We start from the raw sequence: 24961 nt of genomic DNA on the forward strand, positions 1-24961 counted from the left end.
TGAAGCGATCCCGGGCACAAACACGGCGTGACGTAGTTTGGTAATCTGATCATGGCAGCCGGTTCAGGTGCTGGAGGTGAAGGCCTGGGGTTCGACATCGCTTGGGCACGAGGCGCCCTGAACGGGTTCGAACTTTGTGGGATAGGGACCCAGCGACAAGAGACAGAGACCGGATGCGACCAGGGCGCCTGCGCAGACTAAGAGGCCCGTCGTATAGCTGCCGGACAAATCATAAGATCGACCAAGCAGCGCTGGCCCTCCACCGGCTCCGATTGCGAAAATGCCGAACAAGATGCCGTAGATGGCCCCGTAGCGGCGCAAGCCGATATACCTGGCGACCAGATAGGCCAGAATGTCATATTCCACGCCGGCGGCGAGGCCAATCAATACGATGGCGGCGCCTGCACTGGTGTCCGTCACCACGGACGCTGACAGCAGCACGCAGCCCGAGGCGGCGCTGAGCAACATGATCATAGCCAACGCTGGGACCCAGAAGCGATCCATCAACCAACCGCCAGCAAGACGGCCCACAACGATGGAGAGGCCAATGAGCGCCGCCACATTGACGATCACGCGCGCATCGAGCTGCTTGGTGTTGAGGATCGCTTCGATATTTGGCACGGGTGCGCCGATCCCAAAACCCATGCCAATAAAGGCGACGATCAGCACCCAGAAAGCCCAACTTCGCAAGGCATCCCTGACGCTGAGCCCCGTCTCAGCCATCACGACAACACCTTTCGGTCCTGTCCAGCTTCTTGGGAAACCCCACCACACGAGCGGAGCTGCAAGCAAAACCGGCAGAGCACCGATCGCGACCAGGGCGACGCGCCAACCGAAGGCGGCGATCAGCCATGCCGCAAAAGGTTTCACTAGCAAAGCGAAGACGCCGGATCCCGCCAACACCAAGCCAAGCGCGAGCCCACGACGATGGCTAAAAGCGCCGCTGATCACTCGCGTGAAAGATATGGCACTGGCACCGAGACCGGTGACGCACATCGCGACCCAAGCGGCATAATAGACCGTCATGGAGCCGTCGGAGGCGGCCAGCCCCATATAGCTGACTCCCATGCCAACCAGTGAGACCATCGTGATCAGGCGGGGCCCTCTCCGATCGATGAATGCTCCGATAAAGGTGCCGAAGAGAAGAATCATGACCGTGGCGAGCAGCAGCCCACCCAGAATGGCGGCTTGGCTCCAGCCGAAGATGCGCTGGAACGTCGGCGCGAAGGCGCCAATGCTGAAGAATGGAAGTGTCGGGAATCCCACAGCCGATCCGACAAACGCAGCAAGCAGCAGGCGCCAATTTGCTTTGAGCTCGGAATAGTCCCGCGTCGAAGTCATCCCACTTCCTCCCCTTAGTCTTGTCGATCGCAGCTGCAGTTTTTCAAGACTCCACCGGTCGGATGGAGACAGGAGTTGCCGGCTGCTCAAACATCCAGCTCGATCACGTTCGTCGCCGGCCGGGCGCAGCAGATAAGCACCTTGCCGCTCTCCAAGGACACCGATGGCTGCGGGTCGTACTGGACAGCACCGGCCATGATCGCGCACTCGCAACTCTGGCAAAGACCGGAGCGGCAGGCATAAGCCGGGCTCAGGCCCGCTGCCTCCGCCAGGTCCAGCAAGGTCTGGCCGTCGTCCGCGTGCCACTCGGCGGTAACCCCGGAGCGGATGAAACGCACTGCCGCCTTCTCGATCAGGGCCGCCTGCCCCTCACTCGCCACTCTGTTGACGACAAATGCCTCGGAACGAATGTCGGAGGGTTTCACACCGATCGCCAGCAGTGAATCCCGCACCAGATCCTGGAAGCTTTCTGGGCCACAGACGTAGGCCTCCGTTTCCTGTCCGGGAAACGGCAGCTCCCGGCCAAACAGGTTGAGCGGATAAGGCGCCCCGAAATTCTCACGCAGATCCTCCGCCGTCGGGCGACCCGAGCGGTCGTAGTCAACACCAATGCGATCCGCGGGATCAGGCCGGGTGTAATAGGTGATCCGGTGAACATCCGGGAGCTGCGCCAGCAGCGCGGAGATCTCCTCCTTGAACGGGTGAGCCCGCCCATTCACGGCCACCTGCAGCCACACCAGGGGCGGCGCGCCCTGCCCCCGCTCGATGTAGCCCTTCAGCATCATTATCATCGGTGTGACACCGATACCTGCACTGAACAGCGCGATACGGCGGTGGCCGCTGCGATTGAGGATGAACTGACCTGCGGGTGGACGACACCAGATGGCGTCTCCCACCTGCAACTGCTCGTGCATGCGGCGAGATCCGGCGCCGCCTTCTATGACCTTGATGCTAATGCGGTAAAGGCGCCGTTGCAGGTCGACGTCACTGATGCTCCAGGTGCGCACCAGGTCCGGCTCGCCCTCGCGCTGGGTCTTGACGCTCAAAAATTGGCCTGGCGCCGGGGGAGCCAGGGGCTGATCGTCATCAGGCTGCAAGTGGAACGAACGGATCCCCTCGACCTCGTCGTTAGCGTTCGCCAAGATGAACCGGCGCCACCCTCGCCAGCGGCCGACACGCATGCGCTCGCGATCCTCGATCAGCGCAATTCGGCGGCGGACTGCTCCCGCCGCCTTTTTGCCGAGGGCCGGGATCGCCAAAGTGGCGCTCAGCTGCTCCACGCTTTCGATGGAGGTCGACAGCAGCAGCCGCGACAGGTCGGCGACGGTGATGTTTTCAGGCTGTGGAGAGGAAACCTCGATTGCGTCACCGAGCGAGACCAGGCCCGGCTTGAGCACCGCCAGATGGAAACCAACGCGCCCCGTCTCCATCATACGCAAAAGGATGGAGTCCGGTTGACCGATGCGCCAAGCCACCTTGAAACAAGGAATCCGCGGCGACGTGACCTCAAACTCGGCAGTACCGATCTTGACCAGGTCCCCGATGCGCAGCATTTCTTCGTCTACGCCATCAACCGTCAGATTCTCTCCCCACCAGGCCCAGTTCCATGCATTGCGAGCCACGCCGAGTTCACGCGTCCAGAAATCGTAATGCGCGGCAGGAAACGCCAGCATGTGCTCGGTGTGTACAGCGGTCGAATTGTCGACCGGTCCTTCGGGACCGATTTGCAGTGGCCCCTCGATGGGGTCGCGGACGATCGACGTCATCAGCTGCCGGCCGCGAATCTCGGTCGGGACGGGATGAGCGCGGCTGAGGGCGATGATCCTTGGCGTGCGAGGCGCCTCCGAAGATTTGCCACTAAGGCGTGTTTGGGGCACGACGACTCTTCATCTCTGCTAGCTTGGACATTGTTCGCGATCTCCGAATATTCTGCGTAATCATTCACTCCTACAACTCGCTTTTGGAGCACGCTCGAGAGCGCTCCCGAAGGGAGGTCTAGACAGCAGGAAATTCAGCAAAACAAACGATTCACGGCGCCTTCCGCTTCGACAATCGAGGTGTCTGCTCGCATTTTGGATTAGGCGAGAGTTAACGGATGCGATTAGAACGCTACAGCGTATCGCGCCCAGGCCGAAAGCGGCTCAGCTGCACCAGTATCCCACGATCACCAACGCCCCGATCGAAAAGTAAACACTCATCCAGCTCTGCCCGCCGGGCTGCGCAAGACGCTCATCAGCGACCCATGATCTGGTCGGTATCGTGCGCGGATTGCCGAGGGGACGGCTGCCAAGAGCGAAATACGACATCGCCCACATCGTTGAGCGACCATCGCATGTTGAGCGCGAGGAACGACAATCGGCTCGGCGGGCCTTCGGGTTTGCCGCCACTGACCCAATCGGCCTCTCTTGATTGCCGGCAAAAGATGCCGAGTAACAACACTTCTCTCAGAGAGCGACGTCACACTTCATCAACAATCGATTGGGTTCACCGCACCACGCTCAGCGCAAAGTTTGCAAATCCTTTGGAACGAATGAGATAGGGCACGAGGAGGATCAGTGCTTCGGTACCACGCGCGCTATCGATCCTTCCAAGATCCTCGATGGAGCCATCCGACCAGCCGAGGTCGCGCAGTAATTCCCGCGTGACCGCCTTCGCACCGTCATCGTTTCCGGACACAAAGACGGTCGCTGGCGATCTCAGCAGATCGGGATTCGCCATCACGGGCGACAACACGGTATTAAGCGTCTTGACCACGAAGGTCTCAGGTAATGCTGCCTGAAGGACTTCCGCCAAGCTTGAGTTGGGGTAAAGCAAGGCACTCGGAATTCCATCCGGACCACGTACCGTTGCGTTAGCAACATCGATCAACACCTTTCCCTTCAACTCTGCGCGAAGAACTGAAAGGCACTCGACGCTACTCGCTCCGGGCGTAGCGTTGATAACAACCGAGGCGTCGCGCGATGCCTCGGCCAGGCTGGCGAACATCGCGTTAGGTCCCGTCCATTTGCCGCGCGCCGTTTCTGGGTTTCGCACGCCGAGTTTCAAAGAATGCCCGGCCGCAGCCAAACCGGTGGCAAGCGTCGCTCCTACTCGACCAGATCCGAAAATTGCAATATTCCGCATTTTAGAACGTGCCTTTGTTGATTGATCGAAACAGAATTTGTGAATTCGCGCTTCGAGGAGCACCACACTCCTCACGGTGTTTTGAAACCAATCACACCAATCGTACGTGACTTCGAACGATGTGTGTCTTTGGCGCGCTCGGATGGGGACGCGATTCCAACACTACTTTTCCGACAGGCACAAAGAACCGCGTTTGCATCGGCTTCTGGTTCAGTGCCAAGCACGCATCTTTTGGAACACGGTTCAGTGCGCAGCGCACACTCGCCGAGTGTTCGCCTCCGCGACAGCTCTCCAAGTTCGCTTATCGGCTATCTTTCCCCTTTTGTATTCGCAACTCGGGAAACTCCTCTTCTCGGAACTCCTGGCCACGCAACGGGCTGATGCCATTGGCGTCCTGTTCAGGCTTGCGAAGCTGGACGCGGCGGATCTTGCCAGAGATTGTTTTGGGAAGTTCGGAGACGATTTCGAGGCGCCGAATACGCTTGAATGGCGCAAGCCGCGCATTCAGGTGCTGGAAGATAGACAGCACAGTATCGCGTGAACCCTCGGCACTTGAAGCGAGCAGTACGAAAGCCTTGGGCACCGCGAGGCGTACAGGATCCGGGCTGGGGACCACCGCCGCTTCCGCGACGAACTCGTGCTCAAGCAGAACGCTCTCCAGTTCGAACGGGCTGATGCGATAATCCGAGGACTTAAACACATCGTCAGACCGTCCTATGAAAGTGAGATAGCCGTCCTCATCTGCAACGGCGACGTCGCCGCTGCGGTAAAGCACGCCATTGACGCCGGAAAGTCCGTCGTCCTCGGTTTGGTAGCCCTGCATGAGCCCAGCCGGCCTGCCCGCGTTGAGCCGAAACGTGATCTCGCCCTCGGTTGCGGGAAGACCATCAGCATCGCTAATCTGCACTTGATAACCGGGCAGCGGGCGCCCCATAGATCCGATCTTGATCTTCTGACCAGGAGAATTGCCAGCCAACGCCGTGGTCTCCGTTTGGCCGTATCCATCGCGGATGGTGAGCCCCCACGCGGCACGTACCCGATCGATCACTTCCGGATTGAGTGGCTCGCCTGCGCCACAGACCTCACGCAAGCTCACCTTGAAGGAGCCAAGGTCCTCCTGAATGAAGTGACGCCAGACCGTCGGCGGTGCGCATAGCGTGGTCACGCCGAAACGGCCGATGGCCTCGAGCAATGCTTTTGCTTCGAAGCGGGCTTGATTGAAGACGAATACGGTAGCCCCCGCATTCCAGGGCGCGAAGAAGCAACTCCAGGCATGCTTGGCCCAGCCCGGCGAAGAGATATTGAGGTGAATGTCGCCGGGTCTGAGGCCAAGCCAGTACATGGTCGAAAGATGGCCGACTGGATAGCTGCGCTGGCTATGGCGCACGAGCTTGGGTTTGGCCGTGGTGCCCGAGGTGAAGTAGAGCAGCATCGGATCGTTTGGCAGCGACGGACCGTCCGGGACGAAAAACTCCGATGCGAGCGCAGACTCTTCGTAGGCGAGCCAGCCGGGCTGCGATGTCGCTCCAACGGCGATGCGGACGAGGTTGTTTGTCGCCAGGCCCCCGAATTTGTTCAGTTGGTCCTGCGCTGCGACCACCGCTGCAGCTCTCCCGCGCTCCAATCGATCCATCAGTTCCTCCGGCGTCAGTAACGTCGTTGCAGGAATGACGACCACACCAAGCTTGATGGCCGCCAGCATGGTCTCCCATAGCGGCACAACATTGCCGAGCAGCAGCAGCAGATGATCGCCGCGCCGCAGCCCTTGCGCGCGCAGGAAATTCGCGACCTGATTGGAGCGGCGCGACAACTCCGCAAAGGTGAGCTTGTTCTCCGTGTTCCGGCCGGCATCGACGATCCACAGAGCTGGGCGGTCTCTGCTCTCTTCTCTCGTGGCAAGATCGGCATCGAACCACTCCAGTGCCCAATTGAAAGGGACAGGATCAGGCCAACGGAATCCCTTCACCGCCGTATCGTAATCGGTGCGATGCTTCAGCAAAAAGGCGCGCGCGTCCTGGAACGTTGTCATCATACTTTTCCTGCAAAACCTGCGCCTTTTGTGCGTTCGACCTTCATCAGAAGCAGGTCCCGATTGCGAATTCCCGTGAGGGTCGACTGAAATGGGCCGCCTAGCACAAGCTAGGCGGCCCAAGTCAGGGAGGAGCAGAACTGACCGGCCCGCTAGCGGAGGCGTCTTCGATCTATGGAGTGCGTGGCCACGCCGCCGAGCCATTGACTCGATGCCGTGAGCAGCTCCGGACATCTTCGGATTGTCGTACCAAGCCAGGCGGTTAGAACTTCACCGTAATCCCGGAGTATAGTGATGATCCCCTGCAATTGAGCGACAGGCACGCCAGATTGGAAGTGTCGTCAAGCCCTAGAAGATTGCGCCAATACTTGTAAGCGACCCACACGTCGACGAAATGAGAATACTTGGGACCCCACAGCACTTTGCTGGCGTCCAACGTCAAGCGGACCGGCTCACCATTGTACTCGGTTATGGTGGGAGCAATGAGGGCCGCTGGAAGGACGCCTGGTTTCGCGCCCCTCCCCATGGGGCCAATGATGGTGAAGTTGCCACTGACGGAGAGCGGGATCGACTCAGGCAAGAAACCCAACGGCATGTAATAGCTCATGAAAAGGGACCATGTCGGGTCGAAGTCGAGCCATCCGTTGGGAGCTCCCGGAAATGCCGGTGCGAATGATATCGCCGCATAGCTCCCGGAGTACTGCCAAGCCTTGTACATTTGCGGCGTAATGTTGAAGTACCCCTTGTAGGGCAAAGCGAAGTCGAATTGGAGGCCTGCGGTAATCGAGTTTCGGTTGATTGCGGAGAATGTATTCTTGAACTGCACGCCGCCTCCGACCGCCAGCGAGACGTTCTGTAGCGGCCCGGCTGAGAACGCTTTGGTGTCAAATACTTGATTGAAGCCAAGTGTGCTCCTGAGAAAACCGTGGAATTCCAGTGAGCCGGCGCAGCCTTGATTTGGTAGCCTACAAGATGAAGCTACGTCGCCCTGCTGGTTCTTGGCCAATAGGCCGTTGAAAGAGTTGGTACCGTATGCCCAGGCGTCAAAGTGCGTAAACGCGGCAACGTTCTTCCCTCCCGGAGCTAGAGGAGTATTAGCTTCAAACAAATATGCGTACGTTAACCGGTTGTCATTCACGGTAAAGAAGGGAGCATCGACAACCGGTACAGCCTTCACCGGCTTATCAGGCCAATCCGCGGCGTTGGCAAAGCCTATTGGGCCAAGCATCGTCGCGGACAACATCGCCAGTGCGATCCTCCAATGACAGCAAGACACGTGATATCCCCCATGTAACGTTGTTTGAGTAAAGCGTTTTGGCCACGCCAGCGGCGACGTCGCTCGGCGAGAGGATTCTTAAGCCACCGAAACTGTCCTCTCTCAGTGGTTCGGTCTTAGTCTTCAGCAACACGATCAGCCGTTTCGAACGTTACGATCTGTCCGGACGCAACTAGCGCGCACCAACGCTTCCCCACCGCTTTCCTGGGGTAGTCGAGCGCTCTAAGAACCGCGGCTTTGATTGAATTGCACGGAGGCGACTTGATCCAATTGAACCTTGCCGCCTTGCTGGCCAGATTGTATCGCTCGCGAACTCTCCCTTCGTTGTTTTGTCGTTGAGCGAACGAACGTCACTCCGTTTTCATGCGCACAGGGTAGCGATTGCTCGCCATTTCGGTACTCGCATCGGGCTCTCGCGATATTTCCTGCAAATGCTGCCATTGACCGCAGAGACGGCCACACCTGCTCACATTTCGGCTGTCGAGAATCCGCCTGCCTTCAGTCGGCATGCACACCAAACAGATTGCTCAACTCGGCGCCGACTCCTGACGCGAGCGGATGAAAGTCCCATCACGAATGATGCAACCATATGCGTCCTCGAGCTACGGAACTCCCAACATTCGCACGGCCATTGGTACGACTTCCCCGCCCCCAGCTAGACCGTTGCCGCGCGCGTCGCCGACATGAAGGTCGCGGGTTCGGGCATGGCAACCGTCGGGAAGACCGTCGAAAGAACATCGGAGCAATGCGCACGGTGACGTCTGCAGGATCAGGATACCCTTGACGACAGCCAGAAAAGGTACGAGCATTTCTCACATGAGCTCATCACGCTTCAATAAGGTTGGCACGCAGCGGCTGAACCCCAGAAAAACGCCCGCTCAAACCCGCGCGGCCCTAACGGTGGATACGATACTCGAGGGTGCGGCCGATATTCTTGAACGTTACGGGTTTGACGGCTACACGACGAACGAGATCGCGGCTCGTGCCGGAGTAAGCATAGGGTCGCTTTACCAGTATTTTCCGAACAAAGACGCAGTTACCATCGCACTCATCGAGCGCGAGACGACCAGTATGGTCGACGCCATCTTGGCAGCGCTCGCCTTAACCCCGCCGAGACGAGCACTGCGGGAGGTGTTTAAGGCGGCCGTCCGCAATCAGGTACGACGTCCACTGTTGGCAAGATTGCTGGATTTCGAGGAAGTTCGATTAGCATCGCTCATGCCAGCGTCGCGCGCCGGTACAATCATCCGAGCTTCGCTAGAAGAGTTCCTACGGAAGAGCTTCGGTCTCTCAATGTCCGTATCTGAAACGACGGCTATGGACATAGTCGAGATTGCCAAGGCGCTAAATTACGCCAGCGGCCGACGAGGAGAGGTCGATGCATCCTCTCTAACGCGCTCTATCGAGGCGGCAGTGTGGGGTTATTTGGACATGAAGGTGAAGTTGGCTCAGCAGCAAACGGGGAACCTTCGAAAGATCGATTCCCAGGCGTCAGATCCGGGAAATCCGCGGGGCTATAAAGTCGGAGTGCGAAATGCGCACCATCGTCAGCGGCTCGCTGATGATGAACACCGTCACAAGTAGGACTGGGTTAAGACCTAAGATTTCGTCGAAACGCTTTTATGACCGGGGCGACGCGCGGATTGAATGCACGGCATTCTCCGCCGCCTAACAGGCGTGCGGCGTACGGACAATTCCTAGACATCGCCAATGCTCACGATTCTCTTTTGAGAACGCGCTTTTCAATACTAAACCGAGGGAGCGGCTGATCGCGAGCAGCGCGCCGTCCAGAGTGACAAACGAATAGCACGAGCTCTCACGCAGCATCACCATTTGGATAAGTGTGAACCTCCTTCGGTATATTTCCTCAGGTTGATTTGAGGCCGCTTCACAACGGACAATGTGAGCTTTCATTTTGTAGCTGCACGTTTCCCGCTGCTTGCCCGCTCCAAAGCGCGGGAATGGGATCGCTTGTAACGCGAGTACTACAATCGCACACAAGCACGCACAATATAGCGCGGATCTGGCCAAGCACGCTGCCCCACAGACTGAGCTAGGTTCGATCTTCTGGATGAGGGTGGAACGCCCTCGAATGGGTTTTGTATAGGCTCACATGTTTACCTCGATCAGCGCGCCTGCATTCTTCAACGCGGCGTTCGGCACCTTACAATCATAAAATGCTGCACACTGTTCGCTCCTTTCGGGGGATGGTTGTCTCACCACATCATTTGGCGAGCCAGACGGGGCTCGACGTCCTCAAAGATGGTGGTGACGCAATAGAGGCGGCAGTCGCCGTCGCCGCCTGCCTGGCAGTCGTCTACCCTCACATGACGGGCATTGGTGGGGATGGATTTTGGCTAATAGCCGAACCCGACGGTCGTACGCATACGATCGACGCCTCTGGGCGCTCGGCAAGTCACGCAAATCTCGGATTGTATGAGAATTTCGCCGAGATACCTCGCCGCGGGCCGCTTGCAGCTAACACGATGGCGGGAGCAGTTTCCGGATGGGTTGCGGCGCTTGAGGCAAGCCCTCGCCGCCTTTTATCACCCTCGCGGCTGCTTCGCGATGCCATTCAATACGCGGAGCACGGTGTAGCGCTCACCCGCGACGGTGCTCAGGTCGCCGCCAGTAAAAGCTCGGAGTTGAAGGATCTGCCCGGCGCCTACGCAAGCGTTTTCGAGCGTGCGGGGCGACCGATGGTGGAAGGCGAACGCTTCCGGCAGCCTGCCCTAGCGGCATCTCTCCGCCGCCTGGGTTCCGAGGGGCTCGGAACATTCTATAATGGTCCTCTCGCTACGACTATTGCGTCCGATTTGGAGGCGCTGGGAAGTCCGCTTACGACGGCCGACTTCGCCGAGCATGTGGCGGATCGCCCTGAACCGCTCTCGGTCGAAATCACCGGCGCTCGGCTCTTCAACACCGCTCCACCAACTCAGGGGCTCGCGTCGCTACTAATTCTAGCTCTGTTCGATCGCGTTCACGCAGACAAATCAGAAAGCTTTGCGCATTTGCATGGTCTCGTTGAGGCCACGAAGCAAGCTTTCCTGGTGAGGGACACGCATGTGGGCGATCCCGCCTGGATGAACCTAAATCCGCAGGCGCTCCTGGATGACAGTGACGCCCTCGATAAAATGGCGGCTCGAATCGAAAGTCATCGCGCCTTGCCTTGGCCTCAGTCCCCCTCTGCCGGCGACACTACTTGGTTCGGGGTGATCGACAATGAAGGGCGGACTGTAAGTGCAATCCAGAGCACCTACTTCGAGTTTGGTTCCGGGCTTGTTCTGCCACGCTCCGGCATTGTATGGCAGAATCGAGGGAGCAGTTTCCGATTGTCGTGCGGCGGCTGGAATGCTCTGCAACCGCGCAGAAAGCCGTTCCATACCTTGACTCCAGGCCTGGCCCGTTTCCAAGACGGACGGGTGATGACTTACGGCACAATGGGAGGCGAAGGCCAACCACAAACGCAGGGTGCAATTTTCACGCGCTATGCCCGCTTTGGCATGCCCTTACAGCAGGCGATCACGGCACCTCGCTGGCTGCTCGGACGTGCTTGGGGGGACGCTAGCACTTCCCTAAAATTGGAGGACCGCTTCGACCCGGCACTTTATGAGACACTGCGCAAAGCCGGTCATGAAGTTGAACTCGTCGGTCCGTTCACGTCTCAGATGGGCCACGCCGGTGCGATCGTTCGGCATCCCGATGGCCTCCTTGAGGGCGCGTGCGATCCTAGAAGCGATGGGTGCGTGGCGGCATGGTGATCTATTGTGCGCCAGGCATAGATCATTCTTGTTTCGCAGTGGAGGGACGGGAGCGACGACATCTGTCGTCCCGATTGGGGCCGTCTGATTCGACTAACGTCTTTTAATCCCTGAGGATTACATCTGTCTTGTAACCCACGCATCTTCTGTATTCGGCGAGAATGAACACGCTCGTCGTATTCTTGGAGTTGCAGGGAGTTGATAGAGCCGGAATCGTCCACGACATCGTCGGTCTGGACCCTTTCCGAGCTCAGCGCTTGTTGAAGAGAGCAGCCATCTGCCGCGAACGTCGAACGACGCATCCAGAAACTTACGCGCTGGACGGCGCGATTCAGTCAGAGAGCCTGGTTAAGAAATTGAACTAGGCGCGGCGCGAGGCTCGCGTCCTCGCCGGTCGAGCAATCAAGGGATTGTCCAAACCAAAAGTGCGAGGCACCGAGTATCTTGTGTGTTCGAACAGTGAAGCGAGCCTGTTGCAAGGCGCGCACGAACGACTCCGATTGTGCGGGATCCACGAATTCGTCCGATGTGCCCCAGCTCACAAACACCGACATTCGGTTCTTGTCGTAAGTGACATGCCGCAACGGCGATGCCTCAAAATAGCTCCGCTGATCCTCATAGGGGTCTCTGCCGATAAGATTGCGCGTCATATTCCATTCGGGATCCGGATTGCGACTGAGATCGTCCTGCCATTGTCCGAAAAGATCGAATACTCCGTAAACAGCCACCAGCACCTTTACATCAGCTGGTGTGGAGGCGAACGCATCGCCGGGATGTCCCCCACCGAACGCAGTCGTGTCGCCTCCAAACGCTGCTAGTGCGGCAAGATGCGCCCCTGCCGACGCACCTAGAAGCCCGATGCGCTGCGAATCGATGGATAGTTCGGGCCCTGAGCCGCGAATAAACCGAACGGCCGCGACGACATCTTGCACCGCCTCGGGAAAGGCCTTGCGGGTTGCGGTCGCAAGGCGATAATCGATAACGAATAGGCCATATCCGCGAGAGGCGAGATAAATACCCCATTGACGAAGGCTGGCCCGTACGCAGATACGCCAACCTCCTCCGGGCACACCTATCAAGATCGGAAAAAGCCTATCTCCCTTAGGAAGGTAAAGATCACCACGCAGCTCTACTCCGTCGTGGGTACAGTACGTTACGTCTTCTCTGCAGATGTAGTCCTGCATGTCCGGCACACTCATTCATACCATTATTCGCCTTGGACGCCGAAACGTAACTCAGCACTGAACGCCCAGTCGAAATCATCCGAGCCTCTCTGATCGCTATACCGACGATAACACTTTCGATCATCATCTTCAGATCAGTGTGAGCGGCTGCTCGCGATTTGAATACTCGCATTTCCCAATTTTCACCCACGCCTGTTTTTCCCAGCGGATGGACCACATTCCCACTGAAGCCACGACACGTGCTCACATTGCTGATCGTCAAAACGTGCTTGGAGCTGAAGCTATGACATCTGAGCCTCGAACTTGCACGCCTCAATTAATAGAAGTACTGAATGCGTCGAAACGAGGTGCGATGAAGCCGGCGATGCATCGCATCGAGATGGCCCGTATATCTCGAATTGAGCCATGCACAAAAAATCTAACCGAAGTCTTTTAGAGCCAAGGAAGAAGCCGGTTCAAGCTCGCTCGGCGGCAACAGTCGCCACCATCATTGAAGCTGCGGCATGCATACTAGAACAGAAAGGATTGGCAGATTACACCACAAATGCCATTGCCAACGTCGCAAGAGTGAGTCCTGGGTCTATCTATCAGTACTTCCCGAGCAGAGACGCGATCACTCGAGCCTTGATAGAGCGCGAAGCAGACTTACTCTTCGACGACTTTGGCGAATTGAATGCTTTCTCGAGCGGGAGAGAGGGTTTAGGGTTTCTCATCAGTGCGGTGGTGAACCGGCGACTGAAGCGGCCAACGCTTACGTGTCTGCTAGACATCGAACGAAAAAGACTACTCGCAGATGACGTGGACAAACGCCTCAAAGCCGAACTCGTCCGGATTTTTCGGACTTGCTTGGAAAGAGCTGACCTGCCGTCAACTGCTCGACATCCCTCCGCGGCTGCCGATTTAATCGCAATCATTAGCGGCATAGTCGATTCTGCGGCGCAGAGAGGCGATGCCAATGCACCGCTTTTAATCTCTCGCGTCAGAAGGGCGATCTTTGGATATCTCCAGATGACATGCGACGGCTTTGGGTAGCTAGATCAACCTAGGATGAGAGCGAGTGCGTGCGCGCCGAGACGCTCAAGGCTTATCAGCAGCAGCTGTCGGAATACTGCGCTCCTTCCGAACTTTGGGACGACGGAATGATCGATCTTGACGACACCCGAAACCGCTCGGTGTCGCCATTTCCGCCTCGCTCAACGCGCCGCTGGCAGATGCCAACTATGGGGTCTTTCGTTTCTAACGCCGGCGTTGACGATGCGAGCGCCTACCGCGCACGGTCGCGTCGGATCAGGTCGGCAGCCTTCTCCGCGACCATGATCGTTGGCAAGTTGGTGTTGGCGCTAGGCACGCAAGGCATGACCGAGGCGTCGACGACACGCAAGCCCCCGAGCCCGATAACGCGACAATGCGCATCGACGACCGCATTGTCATCCTCGAGCCGCCCCATGCGGCATGTGCCGGAGACATGTCCCATCGGCGCAATGGCACTCAGGATGTCGTCGTCGTTCAGCACCCGCCGGTGCCGGCGATTGGCGATCCAGAAGCCAGGCGCCAACCGGCGCGACAATACGAGACGTGAAATGGGCGGCGGCGCATTTAGCACTAAGGATGCGCCCAGCGCAGTCAATGCACCGGCAAGCCCGGTCTTACCGAATTGATCGAGCGACATCACCGGCGGCAACAGAAAGGCGTCATGGTAGTGCTGCCCGAAGAGAGGATCGGCGAGCAGGCTTTCAGCAAAACGAGCGGCCTGCAGAACCCGCGGCGCATCGCGCGGATCGTCCAGGAAGCGGAAATCGATGGCCAGAGGCGCTTCCGGCGCTGCATTGGTCAGGGCCACTGTGCCCCGTGAAAACGGCGCATACAGCGCCGCGCTGAACATGGCGAGATCGACACCGAAACTGCGCGGACTGACCCGACCAATCGCCGTCAGCACCAGATCACCCGCCGGGCAATCCGCCAAACCCGATGAATGCCGCACCCCGGCCAACGCAAAGCGGCGCAACGCTGCCGGTAGCCGCGCGCGTGCCGGCAGCGTCATCGCGATATGCAGATAGGGATGGTTCTGCAGATTCTGCCCGACGCCGGGGCGGTGGAGGCGCGGCTCGATGCCGAGGTCGCGCAGCGACTCGGCGTTACCTATGCCGGCGCGCATGAGCAACGCCGGCGAATGGATGGCGCCGGCACTGAGGATGACCTCGCCCGCCGTGAGTTCGCGGCTCGCGCCCGCCTGCTCGACAGTGACGCCCGTGGCGCGACCATTCTCGATTCGCAGTGCCCGCACCGTGGCGCCCGCAAGAATGGTCAGGTTTGATCGAGCGCGCACGGCAGCGGTCAAGTAGCGGGACGCGGTCGAGGAACGCTTGTGTGCCGTTGCGGCATTGGGCATAGCGAAGAAGCCGCAGCCGGGCGTCTCGTTGATGTCCTCGATATGCCCAAAACCACGGGTCTGCATCGCCGCCTCGATGGCACGCACAAAGCCCGGCCATTCCGCGCGCGGCGGGATACGGATCGGATAGGGACCGCCCGACGATGGCTCATCGGCTTCGGCCCTATGGAAATATGGCAAGACGTCCGGCCAGTCCCACCCCTCAGCACCGGCCTCGGACCAGCGTCGATAGTCCGACGGCATGCCGCGTAAGGCCCACATACCCATGATGCTGGATCCGCCACCCATGATTCGTGCCTGGGGATAGGGATGGAGCCGTCCGCCCTCCCGTCGACGCGCCTGCAACTCCGGCCAGAAATATTCTGGGTTGAGGCTCGAACTCGGGAAGGTGTCGTCGATATCAGCGGGCGTGGCATCCGGCGGCGTATCGGCCCCTGCCTCAAGCAGGACCACGCGGTTCGCCGAGTTCTCGGATAAGCGCGATGCCAGCACCGCGCCGGCACTGCCGCCGCCGACAATGACATAGTCCGCGATCATGCCGGATACCCGCGAGCCGTCAGCGCTCCCGCCCAATCCGCCATGAACTGTCCTCCCTCTTCCCGGAAAGACCACAGTCTACGTCGCACCGGCTTGCGGCAAACAAGAATTAGTCCATACTGGATAAAAATAAATTCAGTATGGATATTCTCCGGCATGAACGAAGGAGAGCTGCTGAGAGTCATCGGTTTCCTCGACCGGCTCCGGGAGCCGTTCGGCGAGCTATTTCCTGTTACCCAGCAGGATCCGACCTGGGCCATCGCCACCAGCCTGGTGACCGCGCAGCTGCGCGGCGAAATCCTGACCGTCTCCGCACTGGCCCAGGTCTCGGGCGTGCCTCACGCGACGGCGCTGCGCCGGATCAATGAGCTGATCGCGAGCGGCTGGATCATTCGGCTGCCACGCACGCGCACGGGCAAGAGCTTCACACTGCATCCCGGCGAGCCGATGATGGCCGCCTTCACCGGCTATGCCCGTCACATCAAGTCCGTGCTGGCGCAAACCGTCGGTGTGCGGTCGAGCGCGGAGAGCGACGAGGATTTCAGCTTCGGAGTCAACCGCATCGACACCTTTCTCGCGCCGCCCCCTAGCATCATGCAGCGGACGATCAACGGCGGCCGGACTCTGCGCTTTCTGCTGCAGGACGATGCCTTCTTCGCTGCGATGCGCGACCTCTGGGCCGATTGGCGCAATAACCTGGCATCTCGTCGCGACTTCGATCTGCTGAAGCTGGACGACATGTATGAGCGCGCCGTGGCCAATGCCCAGCGTCCGGTCTCCGAATACGACGTCATCACCCTGAACGCGCCCTGGCTCGGCTCCTTCGCCGAGAGCGGACGAGTGCAATGCCTGGATACACATCTGCTGAATGTCGGCATCGACTCGCTGGATTTCGATCCCTCGGTATGGGCGACCGGGCGATGGGCCAGCCGCCAGTACGGTGTGCCGATCGTCTCTTCGATCGAGCTGTTCGCCGCGCGCACCGATCTGTTCGCCGAGAAATCGCTCAACTTCCCCCGCAGTTTCGACGAGGTGATCGCGGCGGGGCGGAAGCTGCACGCGCCCGCCGAAGGCCGTTTCGGCATCACCTGGAACGGCGTGCGCGGCATGCCGATCGCGTCCAGCTTCATGTCCCTGGTCGGCTGCTGTGGCGGCGCCGTGCTGCAGGGGCCACGTGGTCCCGCCACACACCGGGCGATCGACTGGAGTGCCGCCGAACTGATGCCGTCCCTGAAGAGCGACGCGGCGCGCGCGGCGCTCGACTATATGCACCGGCTCTGCACCATTTCGCCGCCGGACGTGCTGGAGCTCAGTTGGGATCCCTCGGTCGAGCTGTTCCTGACCGGTCGCGCGGCGATGGCCTATGCTTGGTCCATGCGCGCGGTGCGCTTCGAGGCGGATATGCGCTCGCGGGTCAAGCGCCGCGTGCGCTACCTGCCACAGCCAGCGGGGCCGCGCGGCGGCAATATCACGCCGCTCGGCGGCTTCCTGCTGGCGATCCCGGCCAATCTGCCGTCTGACCGCGTCGAGGCCGCAGCGGCCGCGATCGGCAGGATGACCTCACGCGAATCGATCCAGAGCCAGATCGACAATGGCTTCCCTGTCCTGCCGCGCTTCAGCATGGCCGCCAATCCCGACACGACCGCAGCCTCCCCGATCGTGCGCGCCATTGATCAGATGGCTCGGCGCGGGCAGCTCCAGGCTTGGCAGCGCCCGGCGGTGCCGGGCTACATCGCCGTCGAAACGATCATTGGTGAGGAGGTACATGACGCTCTGACCGGTCGCAAATCCGACGCGGCGGCTCTGAGCGATGCGCAGCACCGTATCATGGCAGTTCTGAAGCGGGAGCGGCATCTGACCAACGCCAAGCGATCATGATCGCCGTGTCCCATTCGGCGGGATGTTGGCGGACTTGGCTCGATTACTTCCATTCGCGAACCATCACACGAGATATCGCATCGTGGTCGTATAGATGACCTCGGGACGAGGCGGCTTCGTCGTCGCCTCGCCCTAACATCTCACCAACCAGAACGTCGGCAGCGTTCCAGAACTGACCGGTCGGCGTGGGCGAAGGGCGTCCGAAAGGACCGGCGTCCCGCGCGATACGTTCGACGATGCGGATCGACACGAGGTCTCTTATCCATCGAGCCTCGCCGAAAAGTCCAAAACGGACAATTCCATTGTTGCGTCTCCTGCGGTGGACTGTTGTGCTCTCGCATGACGGACCAAGAGCTGTTGCAACGGGTCCGTGTCGCAAACAATAAAATTGGAGTGAGGAAATGTCCCAAGACGATTTTGCGACGCTCAAGGCGCGTGTCCAGGCATTGGAGGATCGAAACGCGATACTCGACACGCTGAAGCGGTACGGTCACGCCCTCGACTACGGTGACTTCGACCGGTTGATGGACTGCTTCACGGCCGACGCCGTGCGCGAGACGAGGCGACCGGATGGCTCGGTCAATCGATGGGAAGGCGTTGCTGGCACCAAGGATTTCGCGAGCCGCCATTCGCATGCTCCTGAAATTTTTCATAAGCACCTCGTCCTCAACAGTCTGATCGAATTGCACGGCGACACTGCAGATGTCGTGAGCTACATGTTCCGCTTCGATCCGCGCGACGGCGAACCGTCGTTCGTCTGGGGGATGGGGCGATATCTGGATACGCTGAGGCGAGATCCCGATGGCCGCTGGCGCATCATGCGGCGCATTTCCGAGATCGAAGATCAATGGCCCGGTCGATTTGTCTTGACCGGACATCAGGTGAAAGCCTGAGGCCCGCAAGAGCCTCGAGAACTGTTGATTTCCAGCGATTCCCGGCCCTGTTCGCAAACGGGCGCCGCAAGCTGCTGCCGTGTCCATTCCTGCATCACAGCGGGCTCTGTCCAAGCAGGGTGCTTACGTGCGGACAATGGCAGTGAATATCGACCTGCCGTCCAAGCGAAAGCAGAACAACGATGAGGGAACGTCCATGATGCTTCAGGAACCGAATACCTACTCGATCGCCGGGACGGCTGCCGTGGCGGCAGTCTCGGACGACACACGCCATGCAAATTCCGATCGCCGCGAAGTGAGGCGCGTCATCATCTCCGGCTACCTCGGATGTGCAATCGAGTTCTACGACTTCCTCTTGTACAGCACGGCTTCTGCGCTCGTGTTCGGGCCGGTCTTCTTTGGCAACCTCTCGCCGCTGATGAGCACGGTTGCTGCCTACGCGACATTTGCCGCTGGGTATTTGGCTCGCCCCTTAGGCGGCATCATCTTTGGCCACTTCGGCGACCGACTCGGGCGTAAGAGCATGCTCGTCATCACAATGTGGATGATGGGCATCGCTTCGACGTTGGTGGGTCTTCTGCCAACGCCCCAGACCATTGGCTGGGCGGCTCCTGCGCTATTGCTGCTCATGCGCATCATCCAAGGCCTCGCGGTTGGCGGCGAGTACGGTGGAGCATTGATGATGGCCATCGAACACGGCGATCAGAAAAGGCGGGGCCTTTTTGCGTCGCTCATCCACATCGGTGCGCCGACTGGCACCTTGCTCTCGGCGCTCGCATTCGGGCTCGTCAAACTGCTACCCGAGGACCAGTTTCTGCAATGGGGATGGCGCGCGCCCTTCCTCTTCAGCGCTCTGTTGCTGGTCATCGGCGTCTACATCAGAAACCGGATCAGCGAGTCACCGCTTTTCCTCGAGGCTTTGAAGCGCAAAGGTGAAATGAGCCGATTTCCTCTCGCTCATCTGCTGCGCTTTGAGTGGAAGGCCGTCATTCTCGCTGTCGTCACGGCAGCAGGACCGCTTGCCGTCTTCATCGTTGGGGCAACCTTCACACAGACCTATATCCGCAATCTGGGATTGGACTCGAGCATCGCGCTGTTCGCGCTCGCGTTCGCAAACGGTGTCAACCTCGTGTGGTTCCCGGTCTGCGCTCATCTCAGCGACAAGTATGGACGCAGGCCAGTGTTACTCACGGGCTTTTCGCTCTCGATTCTGCTGATCGGCCCCAACTTCCTCCTGGTCTCGACGGGTGACCCGATCCTGACTGTCCTCGCGTTCTGGCTTTTGGGTTCGTTCGCAGCAGGCCTGCTCTATGGACCCATGGGGGCCTTCCTGAGTGAGAAGTTCAGCACCAAGACCCGCTACACCGGCGCCTCCATCGGCTATCAGCTTGGCTCGACCCTGGGCGCTGGCCTCACCCCGCTGATCGTGACGTGGATTTTCGCCTCTACGGGGGGAACGAGCGTCATCGGAGTTGGCGCCTTCCTGGCAGTGTTCTGCCTCGTCTCGATGCTTTGCGTCGTGCTTTCGCCGGAAACACGCCAGGCCGACATCTCGCACTGACGCCGCTTGGCGCATCAATTCGGTCCGACATCCGCTTCACCAGGGGAAAACGATGACATCATCCGAACTGCGGCAGAAACCATTGTATCTGCTCAAACGTAATCCGATGATCAACCAGGAGCAATTCGGCAAACATTGGTTCGAGGTCCATGCCGAGGTCCTCAAGTCGATCCCGGAATGGCCTCGGTTGCGCAGCGGTTACGTGCAGAATCATCTGATTGGTTCGGGTCTCCTGGGCCAATTGCCGTTCCCCTATGACGGGGTGGCGCAGGTCTACGTTCGGCCCGGCACCGAGGGTGGCCCGTCCTTTCCCGAGATGCCGGTATTTCGGGAGCGCGTGATCCCCGATGAGGAGGCTTTCCTAGATCGGGGCCGCGTTGTCGTTCTCAAGACACTCGAGCACGTGATCCTTCCAGGGGCTGGCGCCGTGAAGGTCTTCATCTTCCACCGCCGGCGTGCAGGTCTGTCGCAGCAGGACTTCAGCAACCGCTGGCGCACCGCGCACAGGGATATCGTGCTGGCTCAGGAAGACTTCGCGAAAGGACTCCGCGGCTATCGGCAGGATCACACGATTCCAGGCGCAACGCGGTATCTGGCGGGCGGAGTCGTGCCTGCCGATGAGGAATTCGATGGTGCCTCCGAATTCTGGTTCGATTCATCAGAGGCAGCAAAAGCCGCCTTCAATACGTCGGGCTACACGCGGAGAATTCGTGACGATGCATCCAACGTCTTCGATTTGAGCCGCGAGATTGCATGCCTTGTCGACCCCCGTGTGATTCTTCCCGAATGACACCCATCGCTTAAGTCTGGGTCTGACAGTCAAAGTTGCCAACCGCCCTCGCGCATTCAGTCATGAGGAAACCAATGAAATCGCCAATGAGTTTGGAAAAGTCACGGAGCGCTTGGCGTTTGATTGCCGCGATGGCGGTGCCAACTATGATGGGCATCACAACGACTGCTGGCCAAACGGCGGCGCCGGTACAGGTCCCTGGTCCGATCGTGGCGTCAGGCGCCAAGCTGGAAAAGCTATTCGATGGAGGGGTCTGGACTGAGGGTCCTGCGGTTGGCCCCGACGGTAGGATTTATTTCTGCGACATCACGATGACGTTCGCGACTGGGATGGATGCCGGGAACATTTTGGTCTTCGATCCTGCCACCAACAAGACCTCGATCTTCCGTTCACCAAGTGGCATGGCCGCTGGGATCAAATTCGATCGCGAAGGACGAATGATCGTCGCGCTAGGCGCCGATTTTGGCGGCCGTTCTATCGTTCGCACGGACAGCAAGACCGGTCGAACAACGATAATCGCGGGGCTTTATAAAGGACGCCCTTTCAATGCGCCGAATGACCTCGATATCGACGATCAAGGTCGTATCTACTTTACCGATCCCCGATATTTTGGTCATGAACCGATCGAGCAGCCGATTCAGGGAGTCTACCGCCTCGACACAGACGGCTCGGTCCATCTCATCCTTGCCGATGTTGCCAGGCCGAATGGCATTGTGATTTCGCCCAATCAAAAGACTCTGTACGTTGCCGAACTCGATTCTTTGGTCTCCGACTTTCGCATCGACAAGGTCCCGCAGCGGAACGGCGCCATGCGGCTATTGGCCTATGACTTGGCCGCGGACGGGACAGCGAGCAATCAACGCGTTCTTGCTGACTACGGCAGTGAGATCGGCCCTGACGGCATTACCGTTGATGCACGGGGAAATGTCTACGCTGCGGTATCAGCGGCGAGTCGTCGCGGCGTGCGTGTCTACGCACCAAGCGGCGAGGAGATCGCATACATCCCCGTGCCTGACGAACCCGCGGTGTCTAACGTCGCGCTTGCCACCCGTGACCGCCGAACGTTTCTCTACATAACAGCGAAGAAGAGTCTATATCGGATTGAGACGTCGATACCCGGTCGACCGAGGTGAGCGGCAGTCGATTTCGCGTTGCATCCAACCTCTCTCGATATGAACCGCTCGATCACGTGTCTTGTCGACCCCGGGTGATCCGTGAACTGCAAGGCGACCACGACGTGGGGATGGTATCGACCCGCCACTGCCGAGTCGTATCGACTGCACAGATCGTGGCGTTGTGGCTGGGTCCTCCGATATGCTCATCGGCGCGCGGTTCACGTTCGAATTCTGGCGACGCCCGCCGCGATACTCTGGTCACGCAGTCGACGTGCCGCATCATAGGCAAGTTGAGCTAAATCCAGCAACCGATGTCCAATTAGAGAAAGATTTGGGGATCTGCGCTTCGAGGGCGGCCCGCTCGCCCGAGAGACACCGTTCGATTAATTCGCGCGTGAGGTCCGAGCCTTGGCTGTACCCGAGCTAGGGATGTCAATGCGAATGCCGGTGATGCAGATCGGGATAATGCGGGTGTTTGTGCCGTAACGGTCTATGTTCGTGCCAGTGTGAGTGCGGCTCTGCGACGGCTCCCGAGTGATCATGTCGGTGATGTTCGTCGTGAATATGCTTGTGTTCATGCGCCATCGCTTCATGAATATGGTCGTGCTCGTGACGTTCAGTGAGGTGGAGCCAGAGGCCCAGTCCCATAAGCAGCGCTGCGATGAGAAGCTTCAAAGTGAACGGGTCGCCCAGGCCCAGCGCAATCAAGGCGCCTATAAACGGCGCGAGCGAGAAGTAAGCGCCGGTGCGGGCAGTGCCAAGGTGGCGAAGGGCAAGCACAAACAAAACAAGGCTCAGCCCGATCACGAAGAACCCCAGAACTGCAGCGAGAATCGCTGCGCGAGTAGACGGCAATACGTTACCCAGCCAGAATCCGCCCGCGATGTTTGCCGCACCGGCGAACAAGCCCTTGACCATTGCGATGATGACGGGGTCGGCAGACGACAATTTCCGTGTCAGGTTGTTATCAATGCCCCAGCACAGGCAAGCGCCTGCGATCAACGCGCCTCCCACGTCCAGCGAAACGCCCTGACCCTGCCAAGACAAGGCTATTGCGCCGAGGACGATCGCCAAGGCCCCGAATAACAGGCGCCGATCGACGTTCTCGCGGAACAGGAGCCACGCAATCGCCATCGTCGCAATGCTTTCGAGATTCAGCATCAATGATCCGGAAGAGGCTGACGTTCGGCCAAGTCCGAGCATCAACAATGTTGGGCCAAGAATACCTCCGAAAATAACGATAGTTACCAACCAAGGCACGTCGTGTCGTCTTGGAGGCGCCTCTTGAGCCGGTAGGCCAATCGCGGCTCGTGCCCCCTGCACCACCGCAAGGCCAAGGCCGGCACCGAGATAGAGCAGCCCCGCCAGCATCTGAGGATCGATGCTGGCGAGCAATAGTTTTGAAAGCGGCGCTGCAGCACCGAAAAGGACAGCCGAACCAAGCGCCAGCGGGACGCCTGGCCATTGAATTGATGATCGGTCAAGTTGCATGCGCCTCGCCTTTCATAACGCCGTCTATTCGGCAGTATATCTTGCCGTCAGGGAATGACCGTGCAAGCTCGCCGAAAACACCACAATCGCCTTTGGTGACAACTCGCTCTGCAGTTTTCCGGTCATCATGTTCGGACTGGTCGGCGTAAGCGGAACGGTGGCAGTCTTGCCGCCGTCCTGAATTGTTGCGCGACCTCGCATGTCCTTGGTCGGAAGCGGCGATCCATCGTCGTCCCCAACATAGAAGACGATATCCGTACCCTTGCGGACAAACTCAATGGGATGCCCCTGCGATTTGACGACGGGACCGCCATTGCTCCCCTTCGTCTGTGCCATGGCAACGTCCGGCATGGCCGCGATCACAGCCAGCATGGCCGGGATAATATATCTTCTCATCGGTAGCTCCTCGGTGGTTTGGTGCGGACGTCAATAGGCTTCCGCAGGGGTGAAGGTTGCAGCATGTCCGGCCACGAGCCGCTCCAGCGGCTGCTTACCAAACATCAAGAACAGGATCGGGGTCACGACGGTGTCGAGGATAGTGGCACTCAGCAGACCGCCAAAAATCGTCACGGCCACGGGGTGAAGGATCTCCCTGCCCGGTTGGTCCGCGCCGATCAAAAGCGGCGTCAGGGCCAGTCCTGCGCAAAGCGCTGTCATCAGAACGGGACTGAGGCGCTCCATGCTCCCCCGAACGATCAGCTCGATTCCGAAATGCTCACCTTCGTGAATGGCGAGATTGATATAATGGGATATCTTCAAGATCCCATTGCGAGCCGAGATGCCGGCCAGCGTGATGAAGCCGATCATCGAGGCCACCGACAAGGGCTGCCCGGGAATCTTCAACGCGGCAACGCTCCCGATCAAAGCGAGCGGAATACCGCCCATGATGATCAGCGCCAGCGCGGTCGATCGATAGCGGCTGTAGAGAACGATGAAGATCATCGCCATCGACGCCAGCGACAGAATGCCGATGCGCCAGGACGCCTCCTGCTGGGCCTGAAATGCGCCCTCGAGGTTAGTTGTGTAGCCTTGCGGAAAGTCGAGTTCCCGAACGGTCTTCTGGATGTCGGCGGCGATATCGGCGATGTCGCGGCGTCCATCCCCGTTGCCGTAGACGACGATCCTGCGTTGGGTCCCCTCCCGTTGAATCTGGTTCGGGCCGTCGGTCTCGACAACCTCGGCCAAAGCACTCAGCGGAACGAATTCCAGGCCCGTCGGAATGAGCAGGTTTTGCAGCCCGGTTGTCGAACGGTCTTGCTCCGACAGGCGCATGACGACGTCGAAGCGGCGGTTACCGTCGACGATCTGGGAGACCTTCCGGCCATTGGAAAGCGTGTCGAGTGCCTGGGTGATCGCGGCCGGCGTCAGGCCATGAAGTGCGGCGCGAGCATGGTCGACCTGAACCCGCACCTGCGGAATGAGCACCTGCTTTTCGACCTGGAGGTCGACCAGACCGGGGGTCGTCGATAGACGTTGCCGCACGGTTTCGGACAGGCGGCGCAACATCTCGATGTCCTGTCCAAAGATCTTGAGCACGATCTGGGCACGAATACCCGACTGGAGATGATCCAGGCGGTGGCTGATCGGCTGTCC

General features: G+C 59.3%; 18 protein-coding genes. 8 read left to right on the plus strand and 10 right to left on the minus strand.

What is annotated here, in order from left to right; all coding sequences use genetic code 11:
• Nucleotides 1-63: 63 nt before the first annotated feature.
• The 5 genes from A3AS_RS0106085 to A3AS_RS0106105 all read right to left on the minus strand — a co-directional run bounded on the left by A3AS_RS0106085 (nt 64) and on the right by A3AS_RS0106105 (nt 7736).
• Nucleotides 64-1341: an MFS transporter gene (locus A3AS_RS0106085; protein WP_018316710.1), complete on the minus strand. Its 1278-nt coding sequence runs from the start codon at nt 1339-1341 to the stop codon at nt 64-66.
• An 86-nt stretch (nt 1342-1427) separates the two neighbouring features.
• On the minus strand, nt 1428-3107 hold the full coding sequence (locus tag A3AS_RS0106090; RefSeq protein WP_018316711.1) for an MOSC domain-containing protein: 1680 nt from the start codon (nt 3105-3107) through the stop codon (nt 1428-1430).
• A 718-nt stretch (nt 3108-3825) separates the two neighbouring features.
• A complete protein-coding gene (locus A3AS_RS0106095; protein WP_198293681.1) occupies nt 3826-4527 on the minus strand; it encodes an NADPH-dependent F420 reductase in 702 nt (233 codons plus the stop codon).
• Nucleotides 4528-4765: 238 nt separating this feature from the next.
• Nucleotides 4766-6493 (minus strand): AMP-binding protein, encoded by a 1728-nt coding sequence (locus A3AS_RS0106100; RefSeq protein ID WP_026201721.1) that lies wholly within the window; start codon nt 6491-6493, stop codon nt 4766-4768.
• Nucleotides 6494-6755: 262 nt separating this feature from the next.
• On the minus strand, nt 6756-7736 hold the full coding sequence (locus tag A3AS_RS0106105; RefSeq protein WP_018316714.1) for a hypothetical protein: 981 nt from the start codon (nt 7734-7736) through the stop codon (nt 6756-6758).
• An 849-nt stretch (nt 7737-8585) separates the two neighbouring features.
• Between A3AS_RS0106105 and A3AS_RS43255 the strand changes: the two genes are divergently transcribed.
• Together A3AS_RS43255 and A3AS_RS0106115 are read left to right on the plus strand one after the other, a co-directional pair.
• Nucleotides 8586-9353, plus strand: coding sequence for a TetR/AcrR family transcriptional regulator (locus A3AS_RS43255; protein WP_018316715.1), 768 nt, complete (start codon nt 8586-8588; stop codon nt 9351-9353).
• Between the two features lie 593 nt (nt 9354-9946).
• Complete coding sequence (locus A3AS_RS0106115; RefSeq protein WP_026201722.1) at nt 9947-11530, plus strand: gamma-glutamyltransferase family protein; 1584 nt, start codon at nt 9947-9949, stop codon at nt 11528-11530.
• Between the two features lie 335 nt (nt 11531-11865).
• Here the strand turns inward: A3AS_RS0106115 and A3AS_RS0106120 are convergent, their stop codons facing one another.
• Nucleotides 11866-12714 (minus strand): S9 family peptidase, encoded by an 849-nt coding sequence (locus A3AS_RS0106120; protein ID WP_026201723.1) that lies wholly within the window; start codon nt 12712-12714, stop codon nt 11866-11868.
• Nucleotides 12715-13119: 405 nt separating this feature from the next.
• On the opposite strand from A3AS_RS0106120, the gene A3AS_RS0106125 reads away from it, so the two are divergent.
• Nucleotides 13120-13746 carry a TetR/AcrR family transcriptional regulator gene (locus A3AS_RS0106125; protein ID WP_026201724.1) on the plus strand — a complete coding sequence of 209 codons (627 nt, stop codon included), beginning with the start codon at nt 13120-13122 and terminating at the stop codon, nt 13744-13746.
• A 232-nt stretch (nt 13747-13978) separates the two neighbouring features.
• Here the strand turns inward: A3AS_RS0106125 and A3AS_RS0106130 are convergent, their stop codons facing one another.
• Entirely contained in the window at nt 13979-15640 is a 1662-nt protein-coding gene (locus A3AS_RS0106130) for a GMC family oxidoreductase (protein ID WP_018316719.1), read from the minus strand.
• 156 nt (nt 15641-15796) lie between these two features.
• Here A3AS_RS0106130 and A3AS_RS0106135 point away from each other — a divergent pair, with 156 nt between their 5' ends.
• The 5 genes from A3AS_RS0106135 to A3AS_RS43265 all read left to right on the plus strand — a co-directional run bounded on the left by A3AS_RS0106135 (nt 15797) and on the right by A3AS_RS43265 (nt 21895).
• A complete protein-coding gene (locus tag A3AS_RS0106135) occupies nt 15797-17518 on the plus strand; it encodes an extracellular solute-binding protein (protein ID WP_018316720.1) in 1722 nt (573 codons plus the stop codon).
• Nucleotides 17519-17919: 401 nt separating this feature from the next.
• Nucleotides 17920-18411: a nuclear transport factor 2 family protein gene (locus tag A3AS_RS43260; protein WP_018316721.1), complete on the plus strand. Its 492-nt coding sequence runs from the start codon at nt 17920-17922 to the stop codon at nt 18409-18411.
• 142 nt (nt 18412-18553) lie between these two features.
• On the plus strand, nt 18554-19972 hold the full coding sequence (locus tag A3AS_RS0106145; protein WP_157644212.1) for an MFS transporter: 1419 nt from the start codon (nt 18554-18556) through the stop codon (nt 19970-19972).
• 52 nt (nt 19973-20024) lie between these two features.
• A complete protein-coding gene (locus A3AS_RS0106150; protein ID WP_084674792.1) occupies nt 20025-20762 on the plus strand; it encodes an EthD domain-containing protein in 738 nt (245 codons plus the stop codon).
• A 74-nt stretch (nt 20763-20836) separates the two neighbouring features.
• Entirely contained in the window at nt 20837-21895 is a 1059-nt protein-coding gene (locus A3AS_RS43265; RefSeq protein WP_157644213.1) for an SMP-30/gluconolactonase/LRE family protein, read from the plus strand.
• Nucleotides 21896-22309: 414 nt separating this feature from the next.
• On the opposite strand, the gene A3AS_RS0106160 is transcribed toward A3AS_RS43265, so the two are convergent.
• The 3 genes from A3AS_RS0106160 to A3AS_RS0106170 form a co-directional block, all read right to left on the minus strand.
• Nucleotides 22310-23368 (minus strand): DMT family transporter, encoded by a 1059-nt coding sequence (locus tag A3AS_RS0106160; RefSeq protein ID WP_026201726.1) that lies wholly within the window; start codon nt 23366-23368, stop codon nt 22310-22312.
• A 24-nt stretch (nt 23369-23392) separates the two neighbouring features.
• Nucleotides 23393-23740, minus strand: a complete 348-nt coding sequence (locus tag A3AS_RS0106165) for a hypothetical protein (RefSeq protein ID WP_018316726.1) — start codon at nt 23738-23740, stop codon at nt 23393-23395.
• 54 nt (nt 23741-23794) lie between these two features.
• Nucleotides 23795-24961, minus strand: a 1167-nt coding sequence (locus A3AS_RS0106170) for an efflux RND transporter permease subunit (protein ID WP_018316727.1), incomplete at its 5' end; no start/stop codon positions are given.

This window comes from Bradyrhizobium sp. WSM2793, from assembly GCF_000379585.1.
Lineage (GTDB): Bacteria > Pseudomonadota > Alphaproteobacteria > Rhizobiales > Xanthobacteraceae > Bradyrhizobium.

Bases quoted from the DNA above. Each gene is read 5' to 3' on its own strand.
- A3AS_RS0106135 (WP_018316720.1), top strand. From the start codon at position 15,797: ATGAACGAAGGAGAGCTGCTGAGAGTCATCGGTTTCCTCGACCGGCTC.
- A3AS_RS0106090 (WP_018316711.1), bottom strand. From the start codon at position 3,107: ATGACGTCGATCGTCCGCGACCCCATCGAGGGGCCACTGCAAATCGGT.
- A3AS_RS0106105 (WP_018316714.1), bottom strand. From the start codon at position 7,736: ATGTTGTCCGCGACGATGCTTGGCCCAATAGGCTTTGCCAACGCCGCG.
- A3AS_RS0106120 (WP_026201723.1), bottom strand. From the start codon at position 12,714: ATGCAGGACTACATCTGCAGAGAAGACGTAACGTACTGTACCCACGAC.
- A3AS_RS0106100 (WP_026201721.1), bottom strand. From the start codon at position 6,493: ATGACAACGTTCCAGGACGCGCGCGCCTTTTTGCTGAAGCATCGCACC.
- A3AS_RS43260 (WP_018316721.1), top strand. From the start codon at position 17,920: ATGTCCCAAGACGATTTTGCGACGCTCAAGGCGCGTGTCCAGGCATTG.
- A3AS_RS0106165 (WP_018316726.1), bottom strand. From the start codon at position 23,740: ATGCTGGCTGTGATCGCGGCCATGCCGGACGTTGCCATGGCACAGACG.
- A3AS_RS0106085 (WP_018316710.1), bottom strand. From the start codon at position 1,341: ATGACTTCGACGCGGGACTATTCCGAGCTCAAAGCAAATTGGCGCCTG.
- A3AS_RS0106150 (WP_084674792.1), top strand. From the start codon at position 20,025: ATGACATCATCCGAACTGCGGCAGAAACCATTGTATCTGCTCAAACGT.
- A3AS_RS43265 (WP_157644213.1), top strand. From the start codon at position 20,837: ATGAAATCGCCAATGAGTTTGGAAAAGTCACGGAGCGCTTGGCGTTTG.
- A3AS_RS43255 (WP_018316715.1), top strand. From the start codon at position 8,586: ATGAGCTCATCACGCTTCAATAAGGTTGGCACGCAGCGGCTGAACCCC.
- A3AS_RS0106160 (WP_026201726.1), bottom strand. From the start codon at position 23,368: ATGCAACTTGACCGATCATCAATTCAATGGCCAGGCGTCCCGCTGGCG.
- A3AS_RS0106125 (WP_026201724.1), top strand. From the start codon at position 13,120: ATGCACAAAAAATCTAACCGAAGTCTTTTAGAGCCAAGGAAGAAGCCG.
- A3AS_RS0106115 (WP_026201722.1), top strand. From the start codon at position 9,947: ATGCTGCACACTGTTCGCTCCTTTCGGGGGATGGTTGTCTCACCACAT.
- A3AS_RS0106130 (WP_018316719.1), bottom strand. From the start codon at position 15,640: ATGATCGCGGACTATGTCATTGTCGGCGGCGGCAGTGCCGGCGCGGTG.